The sequence below is a fragment of the Micromonospora sp. D93 genome, assembly GCF_018070365.1.
Taxonomy (GTDB): domain Bacteria; phylum Actinomycetota; class Actinomycetes; order Mycobacteriales; family Micromonosporaceae; genus Micromonospora; species Micromonospora ureilytica.
This window is the reverse complement of the sequence record NZ_JAGPXW010000011.1, coordinates 38,552-58,494: the sequence shown is the minus strand read 5'-3', so window position 1 is coordinate 58,494 and position 19,943 is coordinate 38,552. Positions and strand designations below refer to the sequence as shown.

At 71.8% G+C, this 19,943-nt stretch carries 26 protein-coding genes; 10 read left to right on the top strand and 16 right to left on the bottom strand.

What is annotated here, in order from left to right; translation table 11 throughout:
- The first annotated feature begins 75 nt into the window (after window positions 1-75).
- Window positions 76-924 (top strand): hypothetical protein, encoded by an 849-nt coding sequence (locus KBX71_RS14970; protein WP_210818487.1) that lies wholly within the window; start codon window positions 76-78, stop codon window positions 922-924.
- 24 nt (window positions 925-948) lie between these two features.
- On the opposite strand, the gene KBX71_RS14965 is transcribed toward KBX71_RS14970, so the two are convergent.
- The 5 genes from KBX71_RS14965 to KBX71_RS14945 all read right to left on the bottom strand — a co-directional run bounded on the left by KBX71_RS14965 (window position 949) and on the right by KBX71_RS14945 (window position 5,374).
- On the bottom strand, window positions 949-1,470 hold the full coding sequence (locus KBX71_RS14965; protein ID WP_210818486.1) for an ATPase: 522 nt from the start codon (window positions 1,468-1,470) through the stop codon (window positions 949-951).
- Between the two features lie 114 nt (window positions 1,471-1,584).
- A complete protein-coding gene (locus KBX71_RS14960) occupies window positions 1,585-2,031 on the bottom strand; it encodes a response regulator (protein WP_210818485.1) in 447 nt (148 codons plus the stop codon).
- 84 nt (window positions 2,032-2,115) lie between these two features.
- On the bottom strand, window positions 2,116-2,466 hold the full coding sequence (locus tag KBX71_RS14955; RefSeq protein ID WP_210818484.1) for an STAS domain-containing protein: 351 nt from the start codon (window positions 2,464-2,466) through the stop codon (window positions 2,116-2,118).
- 116 nt (window positions 2,467-2,582) lie between these two features.
- Window positions 2,583-3,620, bottom strand: a complete 1,038-nt coding sequence (locus KBX71_RS14950) for a B12-binding domain-containing protein (protein ID WP_210818483.1) — start codon at window positions 3,618-3,620, stop codon at window positions 2,583-2,585.
- Window positions 3,617-5,374, bottom strand: a complete 1,758-nt coding sequence (locus KBX71_RS14945) for a PP2C family protein-serine/threonine phosphatase (RefSeq protein ID WP_210818482.1) — start codon at window positions 5,372-5,374, stop codon at window positions 3,617-3,619. The genes KBX71_RS14950 and KBX71_RS14945 overlap by 4 nt, the downstream gene beginning before the upstream one ends.
- A gap of 213 nt (window positions 5,375-5,587) precedes the next feature.
- On the opposite strand from KBX71_RS14945, the gene KBX71_RS14940 reads away from it, so the two are divergent.
- Window positions 5,588-5,926, top strand: a complete 339-nt coding sequence (locus KBX71_RS14940) for an STAS domain-containing protein (protein ID WP_210818481.1) — start codon at window positions 5,588-5,590, stop codon at window positions 5,924-5,926.
- Window positions 5,927-6,012: 86 nt separating this feature from the next.
- Here the strand turns inward: KBX71_RS14940 and KBX71_RS14935 are convergent, their stop codons facing one another.
- Complete coding sequence (locus tag KBX71_RS14935) at window positions 6,013-6,315, bottom strand: hypothetical protein (RefSeq protein ID WP_210818480.1); 303 nt, start codon at window positions 6,313-6,315, stop codon at window positions 6,013-6,015.
- Window positions 6,316-6,516: 201 nt separating this feature from the next.
- Between KBX71_RS14935 and KBX71_RS14930 the strand changes: the two genes are divergently transcribed.
- The 3 genes from KBX71_RS14930 to KBX71_RS14920 all read left to right on the top strand — a co-directional run bounded on the left by KBX71_RS14930 (window position 6,517) and on the right by KBX71_RS14920 (window position 9,549).
- Window positions 6,517-7,494 carry a DUF2267 domain-containing protein gene (locus tag KBX71_RS14930; RefSeq protein WP_210818479.1) on the top strand — a complete coding sequence of 326 codons (978 nt, stop codon included), beginning with the start codon at window positions 6,517-6,519 and terminating at the stop codon, window positions 7,492-7,494.
- A gap of 116 nt (window positions 7,495-7,610) precedes the next feature.
- On the top strand, window positions 7,611-8,405 hold the full coding sequence (locus tag KBX71_RS14925; protein ID WP_210818478.1) for a spermidine synthase: 795 nt from the start codon (window positions 7,611-7,613) through the stop codon (window positions 8,403-8,405).
- A gap of 58 nt (window positions 8,406-8,463) precedes the next feature.
- Window positions 8,464-9,549 carry an AI-2E family transporter gene (locus KBX71_RS14920; RefSeq protein WP_210818477.1) on the top strand — a complete coding sequence of 362 codons (1,086 nt, stop codon included), beginning with the start codon at window positions 8,464-8,466 and terminating at the stop codon, window positions 9,547-9,549.
- 9 nt (window positions 9,550-9,558) lie between these two features.
- Here the strand turns inward: KBX71_RS14920 and KBX71_RS14915 are convergent, their stop codons facing one another.
- The 4 genes from KBX71_RS14915 to KBX71_RS14900 form a co-directional block, all read right to left on the bottom strand.
- On the bottom strand, window positions 9,559-10,860 hold the full coding sequence (locus KBX71_RS14915; RefSeq protein ID WP_210818476.1) for an NAD(P)/FAD-dependent oxidoreductase: 1,302 nt from the start codon (window positions 10,858-10,860) through the stop codon (window positions 9,559-9,561).
- 42 nt (window positions 10,861-10,902) lie between these two features.
- Window positions 10,903-11,430, bottom strand: coding sequence for a GNAT family protein (locus KBX71_RS14910; RefSeq protein WP_307847078.1), 528 nt, complete (start codon window positions 11,428-11,430; stop codon window positions 10,903-10,905).
- Between the two features lie 80 nt (window positions 11,431-11,510).
- A complete protein-coding gene (locus tag KBX71_RS14905) occupies window positions 11,511-12,233 on the bottom strand; it encodes a VOC family protein (RefSeq protein ID WP_210818475.1) in 723 nt (240 codons plus the stop codon).
- A 96-nt stretch (window positions 12,234-12,329) separates the two neighbouring features.
- Window positions 12,330-13,094 (bottom strand): group II truncated hemoglobin, encoded by a 765-nt coding sequence (locus tag KBX71_RS14900; protein WP_210818474.1) that lies wholly within the window; start codon window positions 13,092-13,094, stop codon window positions 12,330-12,332.
- 71 nt (window positions 13,095-13,165) lie between these two features.
- Between KBX71_RS14900 and KBX71_RS14895 the strand changes: the two genes are divergently transcribed.
- From KBX71_RS14895 to KBX71_RS14885, 3 genes are all read left to right on the top strand, one after another.
- Entirely contained in the window at window positions 13,166-13,510 is a 345-nt protein-coding gene (locus KBX71_RS14895; RefSeq protein WP_210818473.1) for a helix-turn-helix domain-containing protein, read from the top strand.
- A 77-nt stretch (window positions 13,511-13,587) separates the two neighbouring features.
- A complete protein-coding gene (locus KBX71_RS14890; RefSeq protein ID WP_210818472.1) occupies window positions 13,588-13,995 on the top strand; it encodes a pyridoxamine 5'-phosphate oxidase family protein in 408 nt (135 codons plus the stop codon).
- 23 nt (window positions 13,996-14,018) lie between these two features.
- Window positions 14,019-14,663 carry a hypothetical protein gene (locus KBX71_RS14885; RefSeq protein WP_210818471.1) on the top strand — a complete coding sequence of 215 codons (645 nt, stop codon included), beginning with the start codon at window positions 14,019-14,021 and terminating at the stop codon, window positions 14,661-14,663.
- Here the strand turns inward: KBX71_RS14885 and KBX71_RS14880 are convergent.
- The 6 genes from KBX71_RS14880 to KBX71_RS14855 all read right to left on the bottom strand — a co-directional run bounded on the left by KBX71_RS14880 (window position 14,642) and on the right by KBX71_RS14855 (window position 18,554).
- Window positions 14,642-15,088, bottom strand: a complete 447-nt coding sequence (locus KBX71_RS14880) for a hypothetical protein (RefSeq protein ID WP_210818470.1) — start codon at window positions 15,086-15,088, stop codon at window positions 14,642-14,644. The two genes, KBX71_RS14885 and KBX71_RS14880, sit on opposite strands and share 22 nt — an antisense overlap.
- Window positions 15,089-15,122: 34 nt before the next feature.
- The gene (locus KBX71_RS14875; RefSeq protein ID WP_210818469.1) at window positions 15,123-15,416 is read right to left on the bottom strand and encodes a DUF6510 family protein; all 294 of its coding nucleotides are present in this window, start codon (window positions 15,414-15,416) and stop codon (window positions 15,123-15,125) included.
- A gap of 35 nt (window positions 15,417-15,451) precedes the next feature.
- The gene (locus KBX71_RS14870; protein ID WP_210818743.1) at window positions 15,452-16,216 is read right to left on the bottom strand and encodes a ferredoxin reductase; all 765 of its coding nucleotides are present in this window, start codon (window positions 16,214-16,216) and stop codon (window positions 15,452-15,454) included.
- Window positions 16,217-16,223: 7 nt separating this feature from the next.
- Window positions 16,224-16,823, bottom strand: a complete 600-nt coding sequence (locus KBX71_RS14865; protein WP_124819386.1) for a sulfite oxidase-like oxidoreductase — start codon at window positions 16,821-16,823, stop codon at window positions 16,224-16,226.
- Window positions 16,824-16,898: 75 nt separating this feature from the next.
- The gene (locus KBX71_RS14860) at window positions 16,899-17,924 is read right to left on the bottom strand and encodes a TerC/Alx family metal homeostasis membrane protein (protein WP_210818468.1); all 1,026 of its coding nucleotides are present in this window, start codon (window positions 17,922-17,924) and stop codon (window positions 16,899-16,901) included.
- A 219-nt stretch (window positions 17,925-18,143) separates the two neighbouring features.
- Window positions 18,144-18,554, bottom strand: coding sequence for a DUF2267 domain-containing protein (locus KBX71_RS14855; protein WP_210818467.1), 411 nt, complete (start codon window positions 18,552-18,554; stop codon window positions 18,144-18,146).
- 155 nt (window positions 18,555-18,709) lie between these two features.
- Between KBX71_RS14855 and KBX71_RS14850 the strand changes: the two genes are divergently transcribed.
- Together KBX71_RS14850 and KBX71_RS14845 are read left to right on the top strand one after the other, a co-directional pair.
- Window positions 18,710-18,982, top strand: a complete 273-nt coding sequence (locus KBX71_RS14850; RefSeq protein ID WP_030332551.1) for a DUF2795 domain-containing protein — start codon at window positions 18,710-18,712, stop codon at window positions 18,980-18,982.
- A gap of 41 nt (window positions 18,983-19,023) precedes the next feature.
- Window positions 19,024-19,692: a DUF1345 domain-containing protein gene (locus KBX71_RS14845; protein WP_210818466.1), complete on the top strand. Its 669-nt coding sequence runs from the start codon at window positions 19,024-19,026 to the stop codon at window positions 19,690-19,692.
- Window positions 19,693-19,943 lie beyond the last annotated feature (251 nt).

Here is a 19,943-nt window from a genome sequence, read left to right as displayed (position 1 = left end):
TGATCAGGGCAAATTGTGGCGCATGCCACCCTACGGGCTGGTGGCATCGGGCATTCAGCTCTTTAGCCTCGTCAGGTGCACCCCGACGACCCCTCCGCCCAGAAGCTGACCGACGCGCGCCCGACCACCCTCTCGGACGACGCCGCATCAACCGAACGGACGATCGGCCGTCACCGCGTTCCCGAACCGCCCCGGCGGGCCCTGCTGCGCTCGACCCCGGTGCGGGTGGCGCTGGCAACCGGTGTCACCTGCTGCCTCAGCCTCGTCGCGGTCGCCACCGCGCGGGGCAACGACGACACCCCCCGTACGGTCGAGCCGCTCGCCGAGGCGCTGGCCGACCGTGCCGCCATCGCCGACGAGCGCGCCTCCCGGTCGCTGGACCGCGACGCCGCCCCCGCCCGGATCCTGCCCAGCCCGACGGCGAAGCCCACGCCGACTCCCACCGCCGTCCGCAAGGCGCCCAAGAAGCCGGTCAAGCCCCGCCGCCCCCGGCCGGTCGCCGGCCTCGACCAGGCACAGATGGACAACGCGAAGATCATCGTGGACGTCGGCGTGGAGATGAAGATGCCGCGGCGCGCCCTGGTGGTGGCACTGTCCACCGCCATGCAGGAGAGCAACCTCTACAACCTGGCCAGCGACGTCCTTCCGGAGTCGGCGGAGTACCCGAACCAGGGCAGCGGCTCCGACCACGACTCGGTGGGGCTGTTCCAGCAGCGGCCGAGCAGCGGCTGGGGCACCGTGGCCCAACTGATGCGCCCCTCGTACGCCGCGCGGGCCTTCTACAGCGCGCTCAACGAGATCCCCGGCTGGCAGGACATGAGCGTCACCGGCGCCGCCCAGGCCGTGCAGATCTCCGCCTACCCCGACGCGTACGCCCAGCACGAGGACCGGGCGACCACCGTCGCGGCGGCGCTCACCGTCTGAGCCGGGCGCCGGTGCCCGCGCGTCTCAGCGACGGCCGGGCGGCGGCTCCGCGCCCGCGTCCGGGCCGCCGACTCCGACGCGACCACCCGGTACGCCGGCAGCCGCGGTCGGGGTGTCGGCGGGCACCTGGTCGACAGTCACCTGGCTGAGGATCTCGTCCACCCGCACCTCGCGCCGTCGACGGGCGTCCAACGCCGCCTCGAAGTCACGTCGGGCCCGCACGGCCTCCGCGTACGCCCGCTCCCGCACCCGCCGTGCCTCCTCGCGGGCCTCGTCGAGTTCGACGCGGGCCTGGGCCAGGATGTCGGCGGCCTCGCGCCGCACCGCGTCATCGGCGTGCCGGCCGACGGCGGCGTCGCCCAGGTCGAGCCGTTGCAGCAGCCCGCCGAGCCAGGCGGCCTCCTGGCGGATCTCGTCCCATTCCCGGGCCGCCCCGGCCGCGCCCTCGGCCCGCGCCGCGAGCCGGGACAACCGGATCCCCAACTCGTCCAGGCAGTAATCCACCTGCCGCTGGTCGTAACCGGTTTCCACGACGGAGAACCTCATACTGTCGCCCCCCAGGCAGCTGCTGTTACTTCCCCACCTGGATCCTCGGCCGCGACCGCTCGCGCCGAGGGGGTTCGGGAAAAATGTTCAGCATGCGCGCGGGCGGCGCCGGCGTCAGCCCCGCTTGGGCAGCACCACGACCCGGCCGAAGAACTCGTCGATGCGGCGGACCACGTCGTTGAAGTCGTCCAGGTCGATCGGCTTGGTGACGTACGCGTTGGCCTGCAACGTGTAGCTCCCGACGATGTCGGTGTCGGCGTTGGAGGTGGTCAGCACGACGATCGGGATGGTCCGCAGATCCTCGTCCTGCTTGACCGCCCCGAGTACCTGCCGGCCGTCCATCCGCGGCATGTTCAGATCCAGCAGGATCACGTCCGGTCGGCGGGCCTGCTCGTGCCGGCCCTCGGCGCGGAGAAACTCCATCGCCTCCTCGCCGTCGCTGACCACGTCGATGATCTTGTCGACGTCGGAGTCCGCCAACGCCTCCTCGATCATCAGCACGTCGCCGGGGTCGTCGTCGACCACCAGGATGCGTACCGGCTGGGGGCTGTCTGCGCCCATCACTACCTGCCTCGGAGTCGGCGGGGACGGGACCCTGACGGTCACCGCGTTGGCGGGGAAATGCTGGCGGGGAAATCTAGCCCATCAGGACGCACTGCGGGACGCGGGGTCGACCGACTCCGGTTCGTAGCGCAACACGTCGGCGAGGCCGGTCACCCGCAGGACCCGCTCGACCCGCCCGTTGGCGCCGGTGAGGCGGAGCCACCCCCCGTCGGCAGCCGCCTGGTTGTCGCCCCGGACGAACACGGCCATCCCGGTGGAGTCGCAGAACGTGAGGTCGGTGAGGTCGAGCAGCACCCGGGTCTCGCCCGCCGCGGTGAGCCGGTCGATCGCGGCGGTCAGCTCGGGGGCGGTGCCCAGGTCCAGCTCACCCGCGAGCCGCAGGCAGGCGGCGCCACCACCGTCGAACTCGACGTAGCTGACGCTGAACGTCACCGTTCTCCCCCTCGCTCCACCCTTGGGTGGGACGTTTGCAGTCCGGCAAGTATACGCAGAGCTGACCGCGCCGCCGCCGAGCGCGGTGATCGATCCGGGTGCCACCGGCGGGTCGGTCAGCGGTGCATGCCGAGCAGGGCCGCGCTTCCCAGCGCAAGCGTCCGAGCCGCCCGGGGGAAATCCCGCAACGCGGCAGCGTAGTGCTCCAGCGGCAGGGCGATCGCCCCGACAGGCACCCCACGACTGCTCAGAATCCCCGACAGCCACTCCACGAACTCGCTGAACAAGGAGGCGTCGTCGACGTAGACCGCCGCGGCCAGAAAATCCACTATGTGGCCCAGGTCGCTGACTGTCGCATCGAGCTGCGCGGCGGTGTACGCGCGTGCCGCCGGCACCCGCTCCCGCAGCTCCGCCAACGCGCTGTCGATCAGCTCACCGCGACGGCGCACCAGGCTGGCGTACTCGTCGTCGGTCAGGTGGGCCAGTCGCGCCGGCGGCACCCCGCGCAGCGCCCGCTCGTCGGCGATCAGCTCGGCCGCCGAGGGCGCGTCCGGCGCCCACGCCACCCCGAGCCGGCGCGCCCACCGGCCATCCGCGCCAAAGCCGCGCCCGCCGACCACCACCGGCACGTCCGAGCGGCGGCATGCCTCGATCATCCGATGGGCGTACGGCAGGCGCATCGGCAGCGCGCACGCCAGCGCGACCGCGTGCGCGTCGTAGCGGTGCAGGTACGACACGAGGTGCGCCGCGGGCACGCTGGCGCCCAGGAAGGTCACCTGCCACCCGCGTAACCGCAACACCTCGGCCACCAGCCGGGGCGGAAGCGCGTGCCACTCGCCGTCCATGCAGGCGACCACGACCCGGCCGCCGGTCGGCCGCGGTTTGACGTGCGCGGACACCGCCGCCACCACCTGCTCGCTGATGTGGGTGGCCGCGTGCTCCTGGGCGACGCTCCACTCGTTGCGTGCCCACCGTTCGCCCACCTCGGCCTGGGCGGGCGCGACCAGGTCGAGCAGCACCCGTTCCGCCGGGACGCCCGCGTCGAGCAGGCCGATCGCCAGGTCGGTCGCGGCGTACTCGTCGGCGTCGGCGAGGTGGTCCAGATAGCCGGAGTACGCGTCGCCGAGGTCGGTGGTGGCCGTGGCGGCGGTCACGCGTCAGCTCCCTCTGTCTCCCCGATGCCGGCGGGCACCGAGTGCAGGTGCCGCGCCCCGCGCCCGCTCAGGCCGACCGCCCGCAGCGCCAGCACGGCGATGTCGTCGTGGTCGCCCTGTGCCAGCCAGTCGCAGGTGACCTGCTCGACCCGTTCGGCCAGCGCCGGCGCGGGCATCCGCTGACAGCCGGTCAGCGCCGTGATCAGCCGCTCGGGCCCGAACTGCTCGCCGCCGCGCCGGCCGCCCCGGGCCTCGGTCACGCCGTCGCTGTAGAGCAGGCAGGTCTCGCCCGGGGCCAGCCGCACTGTCACCTCCCCGACGCGGGGATCGGGGACCACCCCGATCAGCATGCCGCGCAACGGCACCGTCTCCACCTCGCCGGAGGCGCGCAGCACCAGCGGTGGCAGGTGCCCGCCGCCGGCCATGGTGAGCGTGAGCCCACCGTCGCGCTCCGGGCGGGCCACGCCGAGCACCATCGTCGCGAAGCGGCCCTGGCCGTGCGCCTGGGTGGTCTCCAGCAACGCGTCGTTGAGCAGCCGCAGCAACCGCGCGGGGTGCGACTCCAATCGGTGCAGCGCCTGGAGGCACTGGCGCAGTTGGCCGGTGAAGACGGCGGCTTCGACGCCCTTGCCCGACACGTCGCCCAGGAAGAACACCGAGCCGCCGTCGGGGAGTCGGTGCGACCCGTAGAAGTCGCCACCGATGCGCAGCCCCGCCTGCGCGGGCCGGTACGCGGTGCCCCACTGCACGCCGACGGCCTCGACCGGCTCGACAGGCAGCAGGCTGGCCTGGAGGGTGTCGGCGACCTCCGCCTGGTCGCGGTAGAGCAGCGCGGTGGTCAACGCCGCGCCGGCGCGGGCCGCGAACGCGCGGACCAGCTCCACGTCGTCCTCGTCGTACCAGCGGCTGGCGCGACGGGCCACCAGCAACACACCGACCGGCGCGTCGCGGCCCGGCAGCGGGACGACCCGGGCGGCGCTCTCGGTGCCGGCGAGCCCCGGCAGCCAACCGGCGTCGACCGCCTGCTCGACCAGCCAGTCCACAGCGTGCGGCTCGGCCCCGGTCAGCCCGTCGGCGATGGCGGTCGGTAACTCGCCGCCGGCCAACACGCCGCTGTCCACCGTCGGCGCCTCGTCGTCGGTGCGCGAGGCCCGCCACCAGCGGGCGCGCCCGGCACGTGGGGCGAGCACCAGCACCGCCACCTCGGCCAGGGTCGGCACGGCGAGGCGGACGACCGCGGCGGCGGCCCGGTCGGGGTGCAGAGGGTTGCCCAGCTTGTCGCCGACCACGGCCAGGAACGCCGAGCGCGCCCGTTCGGCGAGCAGCGCGTCGGCGCGGCTGACGCTGTCGGTGACGTCCTCGACGTACCAGCAGCAGCGGGCACCGGAGAGCGGCACCTGGCGAGCGGTGAGCCGACGCCCGCGATGGGTGAAGCCACCGGGGGCGCCCTCGCTCAGGCCGGGCACACCGGCCGCGCTGAGCAGCTCGCCGGGCGTCACCTCGGGCAACAACCGCTCGGCCACCGGGCTGACGTGTCGCACGACGCCGTCGGCGTCGCAGACCACCAGACCCTCACGAAAATGCTCGACGACCTCGAACCAGGCGGGTGTGGCCTGACCCCGGTCGGGGGCCAGCGGCGGCAGGGCCGCTGTGGGGCGCCGGACGTCGGCGGACCACGCCGAGGATCGTGTCGTGCTCGGCGTGGAGAGCCGTCCGTCGCCCGGGTCCCAGTCCCTGACGTCGGAAGCAGTCACCAGCTGAGCCTCACTCCTTCTCGTTCACCGAACCCGTGCCGGAACCGGCGTCCACTGCCAAAACTCTCCAGCCCACCCTACGCCCGAACCCGGATAGCGGCATCTCACGGCGGGTGGCGGGCACCGCCACCACGGGGGTGCCGGACGACGGCCACGGGCGCGTGTCGCCGCCCCCCGCTTTGCGTTTCGTCGCTCCACAAGGAGAATGACGGGATGCCCGACCAGCTGTTGACCATCGAGACAACCCGGCTCGCCGCCGGGCAGGTCCGACTCCGGCTGACCGGCGAACTCGACTACGACTCCGCGCCCGAGCTGGTCGCCGCGGCGGCCGAGTTGCGCGGCGACGGCGACGCCCCGGTGCTCGTCGACCTGACCGGGGTGACCCTCTGCGACTCCTCCGGGCTCAGCGCGTTGCTGGTGGTGCAGCGCGCCGCCGGGGCGATCCGACTGATCGGGGTCAGCGCCCAGCTCCAGCGGATGCTGGACCGCACCGGCCTGAGTGAGCTGCTGGCCGAGGCGTACGCCGACGGCGACGTGCGCGCCATCGGCTGATCCGCGGGCCACCCCCGGATGCGAACGGGGATGGCCCCCGACCCTGGGACCTGGGGTCGGGGGCCGGAGGAATGTCTAGGGTGCCGTCATCGGCTGGAGCCGGGTCCGTCCTCACGCAGTGCGCCGATCGGGGTCGCGTCGACGTCCTCGGGCTCCCCCGAATCGGGCGTCTGGTACAGGTAGCGGACGAACTGCCCACCCGCCTCGTTGTCGTCCGCACCGGGCCACTGACCGACGCAGTCCATGCCGATCACCTCGCGGCCGGTCCCGTCGGCCTCCTCCAGCAGCGCCCACAGGCTCACCGGGTAACACCTGGTGACCTCGGGCGTGAGCTGCCAGCGGGCGTACCAGCCGGGTCGGGCGGGGACGATCTCGACGATCTCCTTCATGACGACCTTCCTTCCGCGTACCTCGGAAGAACTCCGGTCCTGACCCGATCGTGCCGGCCGTGCGGGTGAGCACCCCTCACCCCCGCCGGATGAAGCGTGGCGGAGGCCGGGCCGACCCGGCCGGCGGCCTCCGTTTCCTTCTCCGGGACGGCGGGAAGGCGACTAGCGCAGCCACGATCCCCAGCGGAAAGGGATGCCAGCATGCGCAAGCAGATGGAGGGCGACAACCAGAGGCGCCGGGCACTGGCCCGGCAGGCCCGCGAACAGAATCGCCAGCCCAGCGAGATCGGCGCCAGCCTGAGTGCCTCCAAGCAGCTCACGAGCCTCGATGCGGGTAAGCGGGCCGGCCCACCACCGGCCGGAGTGCACAAGTCGGACACCACGCGCGGCGGGCCGGCACCGCCGCCGGTCGGTAGCGCGGACAACCCGCGACCGCAGCCGTCCCCGCCGAGCGGCGCGGCCGGTGTGCGCGGCATGGGCTACCACGAGCTGGTCGACGAGGTCCGGCGTCGCGCCGGGGTCGACTTCAAGACGGCCAAGGTGGGCACCGAGGCGACAGTGCTGGTCCTCGCGTTCGCCCTGGAGGCCGCCGAGCGGCAGCGGCTGCTCGCCGCGGTGCCGGCGTCGCTGCACGACGTGCTGCCGGTCGACGGCATCGAGCGGCACCAGGACCTGCCCGGCTTCCTGGCCGAGGTGGGCCGGATCAGCGGCAACACCCCGGAGCAGGCCCGGTACCAGGCGGAGGCGACGATTGCCGCGCTCGCCGAGCAGGACGGCGACCTGGTCGAGTCGTTGCACGTACCCGACGGGTTGCGGGACCTGTTGAACCCGCCGGAGGCCGGCGGCGGCCTCGTGGGCGCCTCCACCACCACACCCACCCTGGACGCCGACGAGATCGACGCGGCGCTGGACGACCTGCCCTACTGGGCCGGCGACAGCCAGGGCCTCTACCGGGTGGTAGCGCTGCCGCCCGACAACCTGGACCGGGTTCTCGCCCGGCTCGACCGGCTGCGTCAGGACAACGGCCGCGGCCCGAGCATCGGCCGTCCGGGAGACACCGCTGCCGTGTTGACAGTGCGGACCAGCCAGGCCGACGGGGTGACCGCGCTCGACGTGGACCTCGCCCGCCAGATCGACGACGCGATCGACGAGGTGGGGGCCGGGATGGCCGGCAGCTGACCGGCCACCGTGACATCGGCGGGCCGGCGGACCGGGGGCGACCCCGCTCCACCGGCCCGTCCGCCGTGCCCAGCCCACGGACCGGGTGGACCGTGGGCTCGGCTAGCGTGCCGGACATGAACCGCGCCGCCGACCGGCTGGAACTGGTCGCCGACCCGGTCCGCCGGACCGGGCGGACACTGCTGTCCGCCGGGGTCGAACAGTCGTACGTGGACGTCGAGGATCCCCGCCACCTGCATTTCGAGTACGTCCGGCGGATCGCCTCGGCGGTGGAGGTGGCGGCCCCGGCCGGTGCCCCGCTGAACGCCCTGCACCTGGGTGGCGGGGCGTTGACGCTGCCCCGCTGGCTGGCCGCCACCCGGCCCGGCTCCCCGCAACGGGTCGTCGAGCGGGACGCGGCGGTGGTCGAGCTGGTGGCCCGGGAGTTGCCGCCACCGCCCCCGGAGGTGCGGGTGGAGGTCGCCGACGCCCGGGACGCCCTGGCCGCCACCCCGGACGGCCGGTACGACCTGGTCATCGCCGACATCTACCGGGCGGCCCGGATGCCCCGGCACGTCCGTACCGTCGAGTTCGCCGCCGAGGTGGCTCGCGCCCTGCGCCCCGACGGGTTGTACCTGGTCAACGTCACAGACCTGCCGCCACTTGTCGGTACCCGGGTTCAGGTGGCCACATTGCGGGCGGTGTTCGCCGACGTGTGCGTGGTCGGCGACCGGCGGATGCTGCGCGGCCGCAGGTACGGCAACCTGGTGCTGGCCGCCACCTCCCGCCCCGGCGGGCTGCCGGTCGCCCGGCTGGCGGTGGCCGCCCTACGCGACCCGGTGCCGGGCGGCCTGCTGCACGCCGCCGCGCTCGACACGTTCGTCGCGGGCGCCCATCCCGTCACCGACGCGGACGACAACTCCCACCACTGATCGCCGTTGCGCCCGCAATGCCGGGTTTCCGACGGCGCGCGCGGGGAAGGCCCGCCGGATGAGCAACGCCGTCGATCGGGAGACCGGCCGCCGAACCGTGATCGTGATCGGTCTGGTGCTGGCGGCCGTGCTCGCGCTGGGCTTCGTGTACGCGACCCGGCGCGTGCTGGTCTGGGCGGTGGTCGCCGCGTTCTTCGCCGTCGCCCTCAAACCCCTCGTCGACCGGCTGCAACGCCGCTTCGTCCGGCGTCGGGCCCTGGCCACGCTGCTGGTGTTCCTCGCCGCGTTCGTGCTGCTGACGATCCTGGCCGCGCTCATCCTGGTGCCGCTGTTCGGCGAGTTGGGCCGTTTCGCCGACCGGGCGCCCGAGCTGGTACGGGAGGCCCGCGCGGGACAGGGCCCGGTGGGGCAGGTGCTGGAGCGCACCGGGGCACGGCGCTACGTGAGCGAGCACTCCGAACAGCTGCGCGACCTCGGCGGCCGACTGCGCCAACCCGCTGTCGGTGTGCTGCGCGGCGTCGTCGAGTCGGTCGCCGGGCTGGTCACGGTCATCGTGCTCGCGTACCTCATGGTGTTGGAGGCGCCGCGGATCACCCGCGGCCTGCTCGCGGCGGCCGGGGACGGTCAGGGCGAGCGGCTACGCCGGGTGGGCCGCGAGGTGTCGCGCACCGTCACCGGCTACCTCACCGGGAACCTGCTGATCAGCGTGATCTGCGGGGCGTTGACCTTCGTGGTGCTGACCCTCACCGGGGTGCCCTTCCCGGCCGTGATCGCCCTGCTGGTCGCGGTGGCCGACCTGATACCGCTGGTCGGGGCGACCCTCGGCGCGGTGATCGCGGCCGGCGCCGGCTTCCTGCACTCCCCCACCGCCGGAGTGGTGGTGCTGGTCTTCTTCGTGATCTACCAACAGGTGGAGAACCACCTGCTCCAGCCGCTCATCCTGGCCCGCGCGGTCCGGCTGAACCCGTTGACCGTGCTGGTCAGCGTGCTGCTCGCGGCGGAGCTGGCCGGTCTGCTCGGCGCGCTGCTGGCCATCCCCGCCGCCGGCATCACCCAGACCCTGCTGCGCGAGTACGGCCCGCGCCGGCTGCGGCCCGCCCCACCGGCCGGTCCGGCCGCGCGGCCGACCGGCTCCACCAACTGAGCGGCCCGCTCAGCGGGACCGGCTCGCGACCTCGGGTGTGGTGCTCTCCAACGGCACCGCGTTGGCCGGCACCAGCCCCAACTGGACCGCGGACCGGGTCAACGCGGCGTCCAACGCCCAGTCGGCACTGACCCGCGTGCGGTTTCCCGGCATCGCCATCAGGTGGTACGCCCGGGTGACCGCCTTGGCCGGCAGCCCGGCCAGGTTGACCTGCAACGGATTCGCCGCCGCGTCCTTGCCACCCAGGTCGACGACCCAGCCCAGGTCGTGGTGCTTGTACGGCTTACGCCGGCCGAAGCCGTACGACGCGGCGATGTTGTACGCCGCCCGCTTGCCCTGCCGCTGCGCGTGCTGGGCGGTCATCCCGCACAGCTTGCCCGGGTTGACAAGGTCGGGCACGGCGGCGGCGTCGCCGCACGCGAACACCTCCGGATAGCCGGGCACGTTGAGGAACTCGTCGGTCACCAGCCGACCCCGGTCGGTCCGCAGACCCAACTCGTTGACGAACGGGTCGGGGCGCACCCCCACACACCACACCAGGGTGCAGGTCGGCACGTACTCACCGTCGGTGAGCTTCACCCCGTCGCAGGTCGCCTCGGCCACCGACGTGCCCATCCGCACGTCCACCCCACGCCGGTTCAGCACCTTGTGCGAGGTGTCCGACATCCGCTTGTCCAACTCGGGCAGCACCCGCGACGCCACGTCGAGCAGCATCCAGCGGGGGCGGACGGTGAGCCGGGGCCGCTGAGCGTGCAACGCGTCGGTGAACAACTGGCCGTGCGCCGCGACCTCGGTACCGGTGTAGCCCGCCCCGACCACCACGAACGTGGAGCGGGCCAGCTGCTCGGCCGGGTCCTCGGCCTGCTCCGCCAGCTCGACCTGCCGGACGATGTGATCATGCAGGTAGACGGCCTCGGGCAGGCCGCGGAAGCCGTGCGCGTACTCGGTCACCCCCGGAATGGGCAGCAGCTTGTTGACGCTGCCCACGGCGAGGATCAACCTGTCGTACGCCAGCCGGTTCTTCTCCCCCTCGGCCTGTGTGAAACCGACCCAGCGGTTCTGCAGGTCGACGTTGTCCGCCTCGCCGACCACCACCCGTACGCCCTTGAGCGTCCCGGTCAGCGGCACCGCGATCCGCTTGGGCTCGACCACCCCCGCCGCGACCTCGGGCAGCAACGGCAGGTACAGGAAGTAATCGGTGGAATTCAGCACCACGATCTCGGCCCGATCCCGGGCGATCCGGCTCAACGTCTTCGCCGCGTGGTAACCGGCGAACCCGGCCCCCACGATCACCACACGAGGTTTCGTCATTGCGGGCCGTTTCCCGTCGAAGCCCCGGACAAACGTCGGCGGTCAGGCGGGGGTTGGCGCGGTGATCGCCCAGCGCTCGTGGTCGCGCCAGGCGCCGTCGATGAACAGGTAGTCCGGGGAGAAGCCCTCCAACCGGAAACCGAGCTTGCGGGCCACCCGCCGGGACGGCTCGTTGCCCGGCTGGATGTTCGCCTCCAGCCGGTGCAACCCGGCCGAGGTGAACGCGTGGTCGATCACCAGGGCGACACCCGCCGAGGCGTGCCCGGTCCCGCTGTACGGCAGGAACGCCGCGTACCCGAGGTAGCCACCACGCAGCGCACCAAGCACGATCCCGCTGATGTTCACGTAGCCGGCGATCTCGCCGCTGGCCCGGTCGCAGATCAGGTAGCCGGCGCTGTCGCGGCGACGGATCCGGCGCAGATACAGCTCGTACTCCCCCGGGCTGGCCGGCGCAGCCAACCACGGGTGGTGCATGTCCCGACTGCGCCGGGCTGCGGCGACGAACTCGTCGGAGTCGGTGGGCCGGGGTCGCCGGATCGCGGCGGGACCACCGGTACGCAGGTATCTCACGGCGGATCACTCTGACCGACAGGTGCCGCCGTTGTCCAACCGGCCGCCCGGGCGCGTCGTGGCACGCAGTGATGGCCGGGCTAGCGGTGCGTCAGCAGGCTGAACTCCTGACCATCGGGGTCGGCCAGCACCAACCGGCCTGCCCCGTCCTGGTCGGTGTCGACCCGGGTCGCTCCGAGCGAGAGCAGACGGTCGACCTCCATCTGCGGGTCGACGTCGACACCTGGGACGAGGTCGAAACGCACCCGATCCCTGCCTCCGTTCGGCATGTATGGCGGACCGCCCCAGGAGATCTTCGTGCCTCCGAGCGGTGACTGGATCGCGGTCTCCTCGTCCTGGTCCCAGACCAGCGGCCAGCCCAGCGCCGCACTCCAGAAGTAGCCGACCGCCTGCGATCCGTCGCAGGCCAGCGCGCCGACGAAGCCGCAGCCGGCGAGGAACCTGTTGCCCGGCGCGATGACGTCGAACTCGTTGCCCTCGGGGTCGGCGAGCACCACATGGTCGATCTCCGGGCCCTGGCCGATGTCTGCGTGCCGGGCGCCAAGTTCCAGTGCCCTGGCCACCGTCTGGCGCTGGTCCTCCAGCGAACTGCTGGTCAGATCGAAGTGCATCCGATTCTGGACCACCTTCGGCTGCTGGTACGGGGCGAAGCGGAGGTGGTACTCGTTGTCGTTGGTGGGTAGGAGCAGGACGCCGTCGTGTGGATCGTCGACGATTTCCCGCCCCAGAAGCCCGGCCCAGAACCGCGCGAGCCGCAGAGGCACGCCAGCGTCGAAGCTGATGGCGAACAGGTGTGCGGTCATCGCTGCGCTCATCTCCCATCGGACCGGACGCCGTGCCGGCCGTCGGAGCGGGAGCCTAGGGGTGCGCCACGTCGATCGCACCCGAGTTTCGGCGGCTCATGCCCGGTAGGGCGGGGCCACACCCCAGCCCCAGCGTGGGACCGGTGCCCGCCGGATCGGGTCCGCGTCCGGTTGAGAGTTGCCCACCGCCAACCGGGTGCCCCACTCGAGGTAGCTCGCGAAGGCGGCGCGAAACTCCGGATCATCGGGTAGGCCGACCTCGTCCGCGGCGTCCATCATCAGATTGACCCACCGCCGACGCTGCGCCTCGCTGATCGCCAGGCCCAGGTGCTGGCCGAGCATGTGGCGGTAGCCGCCGTGCTCCATCGTGTAGGTGGCCGGTCCGCCGAAGACCTCGCCGAGCCATACCGCTACATGCCGGGCGTGGTCCGGGTGCAGGTTTGCGAACATCGGCGCGAGCAGGTCGTCGGAGCGGACCAGCCGGTAGAAGGCGTCGCAGAGCTTCCTGAACGCGTCGGTGCCGCCGGCCCACTCGTACAAGCTCGGCGGCGCGGCGCCACCAGGGCCGGCAACCGACGTTCGGGCGTAGTGCCGCATTTCCTGGATGTCCTCGACGTACGGCTTGATCGCGGCGAAGAACTGCCCGAAGACCGGGCCGCCCCGAAACCCCAACAGGTGCTCGTCCACCGATGTCCACGTGATGCGCAGCAGGTAGCAGGCAGGGTCGTCCAGGCAGCGGCTCAGCTCGTAGTCCACACACTGCGGCGCGGCGCGTAACGCGCCGGCGGCCCGCTCGTACGCCGCCTCGAAACCGTCCAGCCGTTCCTGCGGCACGCGGTACCTGATGTACTCGATCACCATGGGTACAGCTCAACACCCGCAGCGACGATGATCAAGTACGCACCTTTTGGTACGTGCCGAGGGAGGCCACGATGCCCAAGCGATACCACTGCCCGGTGGAGCTGGCCGTCGACGTCGTCGGCGGAAAATGGCGACCGGTGATCCTGGCCCATCTCAAGGAGGGCGTACACCGCTATGGCGAACTGCGCCGCCGGATGCCCGGGATCAGCGAGAAGATGCTGACCCAGCGTCTGCGCGAGTTGGAGGCCGACGGGCTCGTCCGGCGGCACGACCACGAGACCACACCACCTCATGTCGAGTACCAGCTCACCGAGGAAGGACTCAGCCTGGCCCCGGTGTTGCAGGCCCTCTACGACTGGGGCGCCGGGCGGGCCGCACGTACCGGTACCACCATCGAGGAACCCTCCGCTGCCTGACTCGACCTGCCGCACGCGGCCCCGCAGCAGTCGAGAGACCGTCGTCGGGACGTGCGGCGTTGTGATCCACTGACCCGGTGAGCCGAACCCCCTCGATCCCTCCGGCCGACGTCCAGGAGCGACTGTCGCGGGAGCTGAACGTCTGGCTGTGCACGGTGCGGCGCGACGGGTCCCCGCACCTGACGCCGGTCTGGTTCGTCTACCTCTCGGCGACGTTCTGGGTCGGTTGCGAGAGCCGCAGCGTCAAGGCCCGCAATGTCGTGGCCGAGCCACGGGTGTCAGTGGCTCTGGAGAGCGGCGACGCGCCAGTGGTGGCGGAGGGCGCCGCCCACGTGCACCAAAGTGGGTTCCCGAGCGCGGTCGTCGAGGCGTTCGCGCGCAAGTACGACGGTTGGGACGTCGGCCGGCAGGTCGGTCCGCACGGCGAGCGGGCGCTGCTGGAGATCCCCGTCCGACGGTGGCTGCTCGCGGGCACCGCGCAGTGAGTCGTCGATGCGAGAATCGACCGGTGGAGAACGAGCTGACGACGGCCCTGGCCGGCGTACGGGACGCGTTCGCCCAGTACCCGCGCCGTGCGGTGCTCGACGGCTGCCCGCACTGCGAGGGCTCGGTGCTGGTCGACGAGCACGACCTGTTCTCGCTGACCATCAGCCTCGGCAACACGGTCGGCAGCCGGGCGGACGTGAAGGCCCTGCTCCCCGTTCTCCTTGAGCGCCTACTCGTATCCGAGGACCTGGAACCGATCATCGTCCTGGGCAAACTCCCCGGTCAGGAGTGGCGCACCTGGCCGCGGGTCGAGCAGGACGCCGTCGACGCGTACCTCGACGCGGTGTGGCGGTCGTTGTTGGCGGATCACCCGTCGCGGCTCGGGTCGTTCACCGGTCCGGCGACCTTCCTCGACGCGGCTCGCGCGGCCGGCGAGCGCGTCGAACGATTCCTCGACGTCTGGGACGCCACGCTCACCCCGTCGGCGGACCGTCACCTGGCCGAGACGGTCGCCAGACTCAACTTCACGAACCAGCGGCCGAGCACCGTCGGCGACTGGTTACGCCGAGCGGCGACCCGCGACCGTCTGCACCGCGCGTGGGAACGTGACTACGACTCACAGTGGGCCGACGACCTCGCCCAGGCCTACGATCTCCTCCGCGTCTGAGCGGTCGCGCCGCTTCGGCCGCCCGAGCCGATGAACCACGGTGCCAGCCACGGACTGAGCGCGACGAAACCGACGGCGAGGGCGGTGATGACGGCCTGCCCGATCCGGCCCGGGGTGACACCGACCGCCGGGTCCAGCACGTAGTTGGCGTAACCGTTCGCGGCCGCGTCCGTCACCAGCACCGCGCAAGCCAGCACGAGACCCTGCACCCGGCGAGCGGCCAACAGCAACGCCGCCAACGGATCCCACAGTGTCAGGGACGTGAAGTAGAACGTCAGCCACCCGGGCAGGGCGAGCTGCGGCCCGAACTGGGGCAGGAGCAACTGCACCACGTGCACCGCGGTGCCGTAGGCGAAGACCAGCACGGCGACAGCCACCACGCACCGGACCGCGAGCGGCACACCACGCCATCGACAGGTGCTCATCCGGCCATGTTGCCTCAGCCGGGCGACCGATCCGTCAGAGCGGGCCGGGGAACGTCTGCTCCATCGGCATCGGCACCTGGAGGTAGGTGGTGCCGCGCATGTCCAGCCAGGCCCGGTCCGGCCCGCGCACCAGGCGCACCATCACCTCCTCGCAGGAGGGGCAGCGGGCGACGAGGCCCGGGGCGTTCGAGTAGACGTGCAGGCTGGCCATCGAGCCGGTCATCCCGCAGTTCTCGCAGCGGCCCATGGCGCTGCTCAGGTCGACGGTGAACAGCTCACGCATCGGGCCGTCGAGCATGTTGCCGTCCAAGTACGACATCTCGGTCATTGAATCTCCTCGACACTGCGTGAGCGAGCTAGTGGTCAGCCGGTGGGGCCGAAGCGTTCGGTCTTGACCCGACGGGACGGGTGACCCAGCCCCACCAGCAGGTCGGCCACGGTCTCCACGAACGCGGTCGGGCCACAGACGTAGGTGAGTGGTTCCAGGTCCGGCGGCCACCCGTGCGTGTTGACGTCCGCGAGCCCGATCCGGTGCGGCTCGCCGCGCCAGCCCTCGGGCGCCTCACGGGTGTAGACGTACGCGACGTCCAGCCCGAAGTCGTCGCGCCCCCGGCGGCGCAGCTCGTCGGCGTAGATCACGTCGCCAGGGGTGCGCACCGAGTAGATCAACCGGAACGGCGCCTTGCTGCCCACCGCCCGCCGCGCCCGGATCATCGCCATCAGCGGCACGATGCCGGAGCCGCCGGCGACGAGCTGCACCGGCGCGGTCTCCTCGGGCCGCCAGATGAACCAGCCACCGAGCGGTCCGCGTACCTCCAGAGGGTCGCCGTCACCAAAGACATCAATGAGGTACGGGGACACCTCGCCGTCGTGCACCCGCTGCACGGTCACCTCGATGCGCGGGCCTCCCGGCCCGTCCACCGCCGGCCCGGCGAGAGAGTACGACCGGGCCGCCTGGTAGCCGTCCGGGGCGGTGAGCCGCAGGTCGACGTGCTGCCCGGGCAGGTGCCCCGGCCAGTCCGGCACCTCCAGCACCAGTGTCTGCGCGCTCGGTGTCTCCACTCGGCGCTCCACCAGCCGGCCGACCTGCCAACGGTTGGGTGCCCGACGTTGGGTGTTCGTCGCCACGGCGCGCTCAGTCACCCTGGTACCGCTGTTCGCGCCACGGGTCGCCGTAGTCGTGGTAGCCGGCGGTCTCCCAGAACCCCGGCTCGTCCATCGTCTTGAGCCGGATGCCGCGCACCCACTTGGCGGACTTCCAGAAGTACAGGTGCGGCACCAACATTCGCGCGGGACCGCCGTGTTCGGCGGGCAGCGGGGCGCCGTCGAAGGTGTGCACCACCCAGGCCCGTCCGCCGCGTAGGTCGTCCAGCGGCAGGTTGGTGGTGTACCCGCCGTAGGAGTGCGTGAGCGCGAAGTGCGCCCCCGTGTCGACGTCGGCGAGCAGCGTGTCCAGTGAGACGCCCTGCCAGGTGGTGCCGAGCTTGGACCAGCGGGTGACGCAGTGGATGTCCACCGTCGGGGTCTCCTGCGGCAGGGCCATCAGCTCCTGCCACGACCACCGGTGTTCGCTGCCGTTCTCGGCGGAGATGACGAACTCCCAGGTGTCCAGTGACACCCGGGGCGTCGGACCGGCCGAGAGCACCGGATAGTCCTCGGTCAGATACTGGCCGGGTGGCAGGGCCGGCTCCTGAGTGCGGGGCCGACCCTGAAAGCCCGGTGACACGATTCCCATTGCACAGTCGTACCACCCGCGCGCGCCGGAGCGGGAGCTTTCCCGCGTACCTCCTCGTCAGCCGGCGCGGCGCGGTCAGTGCCGGTCCGCGACGACCTTGCGGTCTTCGGGCAGGTCGCCGCCCCGCGTGGCGCGCAGGCTGGTCAGCGTGACGACCACCAGCACACCGATGATCACGCCGAGTGAGGCCAGGGTGGGGATCTGCGGCACGCTGTCCCAGATGCCGTGGGCCCAGTGCAGACCCAGCTTGAGGCCGATGAACGCCAGGATGATGGCCAGGCCGTAGCTGAGGTGCACGAGCCGGCTCAGCGCCGCGTGCAGGACGAAGTAGAGCGCCCGCAGGCCGAGCAGGGCGAACGCGTTGGTGGCGAACACCAGGTAGGGGTCCTCGGTGATGCCGTAGACCGCCGGCACCGAGTCGACAGCGAAGACGATGTCGGTCGCCAGCACCGCGACCACCACCAGGGCGAACGGCGTGAGTGCCCGCTTCGCGCCCTGCCGGACGGTCATCCTGGTGCCGTGGTAGTCGTCGACCACCGGCATGACCTTGCGCAGCAGCTTCACCGACCGCATCTTGTTGATGTCGACTTCCTGCTGATGCCCGGACATGGCATCGCGCAGCAGCTTCACCGCCGTCGCGATCAGGATGATCGCGAAGAGCAGGAAGGCGAAGTCGAGGGTCTGCAACGCCGCCGCCCCGAGGGCGATGAAGACGGCCCGCAGCACCAGCGCACCGGCGATGCCGTAGAGCAGCACCCGCTGGGCGAGCACCGCCGGCACAGCGAACGCCGCCAACAGCAACATGAAGACGAAGAGGTTGTCGACCGAGAGCGACTTCTCCACCAGGTAACCGGTCAGGTATTCGACGCCCTGCTGGGAGCCGAATCGCCACCAGATCCAGCCGCCGAACGCCAGCGGCAGCGCTATGTAGAACGCCGACCAGCCGATGGCCTCCCGCATGGACACCTCATGCGGGCGACGGGTGACCAGGAAGTCCAGCACCAACAGCAGGAGGACCCCGATGATGGTGACCGCCCACAGCGTGGGCGTGCCCACCGACGACAGGTCACTGGCGGCGGACAGATACGACACTTGGCTCATGTGGGGTCTCCTCGAACACCGTCATGTTCGAGGTCTCCTTCACCCACCACCTGGTGGGCAACCACCCGAGGCGCGCCGGGCGCGCCGTACTGACCGGAATGGTTCGTGGGAAGTACTCCCCTCGCACGACAAGGTTAGGCCAGGCGGAATCGCCACGCCAAGCGGGACATCGATGGTTGCCCTGGTAAACCGCTGTGCGTGCCCGGTACGAGCGCTGTGTCAGGCGCGGCGCAGCGTCGCGCCCGGGGCCATCGCCTGCTCGACCAGACCCCGATAGTCACGCGGCAGTTGCGTCGCCACGTCATCGAACTCACCGCCGGTGATCGCCTCGCGCAGGGTGGTGAAAACCGCCCGACTGGCGTCCCGCGCGGCGGGCTCCTGCACACCGGCGCGCGACGCGACCCGGGCGACGAACTCCGCCGCGCCGAACCGGTCCGCCTGCTCGGTGCTCGGGCTCGGTTTGAGCACGAGTTGCAACGGTTGGGGCAACTGGGCGGCCAGGTCCAGGACCTCGCCGCCGGTCAACCGCTCGGCGAACGTCTCCAACACGGCCCGGGTCAGCTCGACCGCCCGCTCGGACGACGTGGCGGTGCGCTGGGAAACCTGGTCGATGAAGGTGTCGTAGTTCATCGCGTACTCCCTTGGCTCGCGTCGGCGTCTGCGGGTACCCGCGGCGGAGGAGGAGAAACGGCGCCGGGTTTCCTCCGCCGGGCGGGCGTGACCGGCCGGCGGGCGGGTAACCGCCGCCGGTCGTCACCACATCGATGCCCGAGGGAGCCCACGCCATGGCGAGCTACGCCGACGTCCTGCAGTACCTGTCGAGCCTGGACTACCCGGCCGAGAAGGACGACGTGGTCCGTGAGGCCGAACGGGAGGGTGCCCCGCCGGACGTGCTGAAGGCGTTGCGCGCCCTGCCGCCCGTCGACTACGCCAACGGGACCGAGGTGGCCCGGTCGGCCGGGATCGAGGCGGCGCCCGAGGTCGGCCCCGCCCAGCGGGCCGAGCAGGCCCGGGACAAGAAGCACAACCGGGTATCGCAGCACCTGCGCGGCATCTGACCGGCGGTGACGCCCACCACCCCGACCCGGGAGCGTCCCGAATGACCCAGACCGGCCCCGACCGGCCAGCGGACGTGCGTTTCCCGGCTGCTGCGAAGCAGCTCGCCGTGGTGGCGGTGGTCGGCGTCATTTCCGGCTGCGCCTTCGCGCTGCTGCTGCCACTGCCGCTCGCCGCGCTGGCCGGCTGGGACGTGGGCGCGCTGAGCTGGCTCGTGCTGGTCTGGCACAAAATCTGGCCGATGGACGCCGAGCGGACCGCCCAACTGGCCGTCCACGAGGACCCGAACCGGGCGATCCGGGACGCTCTGCTGCTCGTCGCCTGCCTGGCCAGCCTGCTGGCCGTGGGGTTGGTCGTGGCCGGCGCGCAGAGCGCGCCCCCCGGGACGGCCCGGGAACTGCACAGCGGCCTGGGCGTGCTCAGTGTGGTGCTCTCCTGGTTCGTGGTGCACACCCTGTTCGCCGCCCGGTACGCCCGGATCTACTACACGGGCCCCGACGGCGGGGTGAACTTCAACCAGCCCGAACCGCCGCGCTACTCCGACTTCGCGTACGTGGCGTTCACCATCGGCACGACGTTCCAGATCTCCGACACCAACCTGACCAGCAACGAGATGCGTCGTACGGTGCTGCGCCACTCGATGGTGTCGTACCTGTTCGGCGCGTTCATCATCGCCGTCACCGTGAACCTGCTGGCGGGCCTGGCCCGCTGAGGGTGCCGGCTTTGTATCCCTTTCGGCCGCGCGGTCCCCGGAGTGCGACACGGGGCGGGGCCGATCGAAGGGCCGGGACAGGCGGGCGCCCCCTGGTCACGAACCGCGACCCAGGGCGCCACGCAAGCCTGCCCAGGCGGTGAACCGCATCCGAACCGGTCGCGGGTCACCAGGCGGTGGAGGTGCGCTCGAACCGAGCGGCCAGCACTGCCGGGTCCAACCATACGGCAGAACATCCTCCGTTTGGTCAG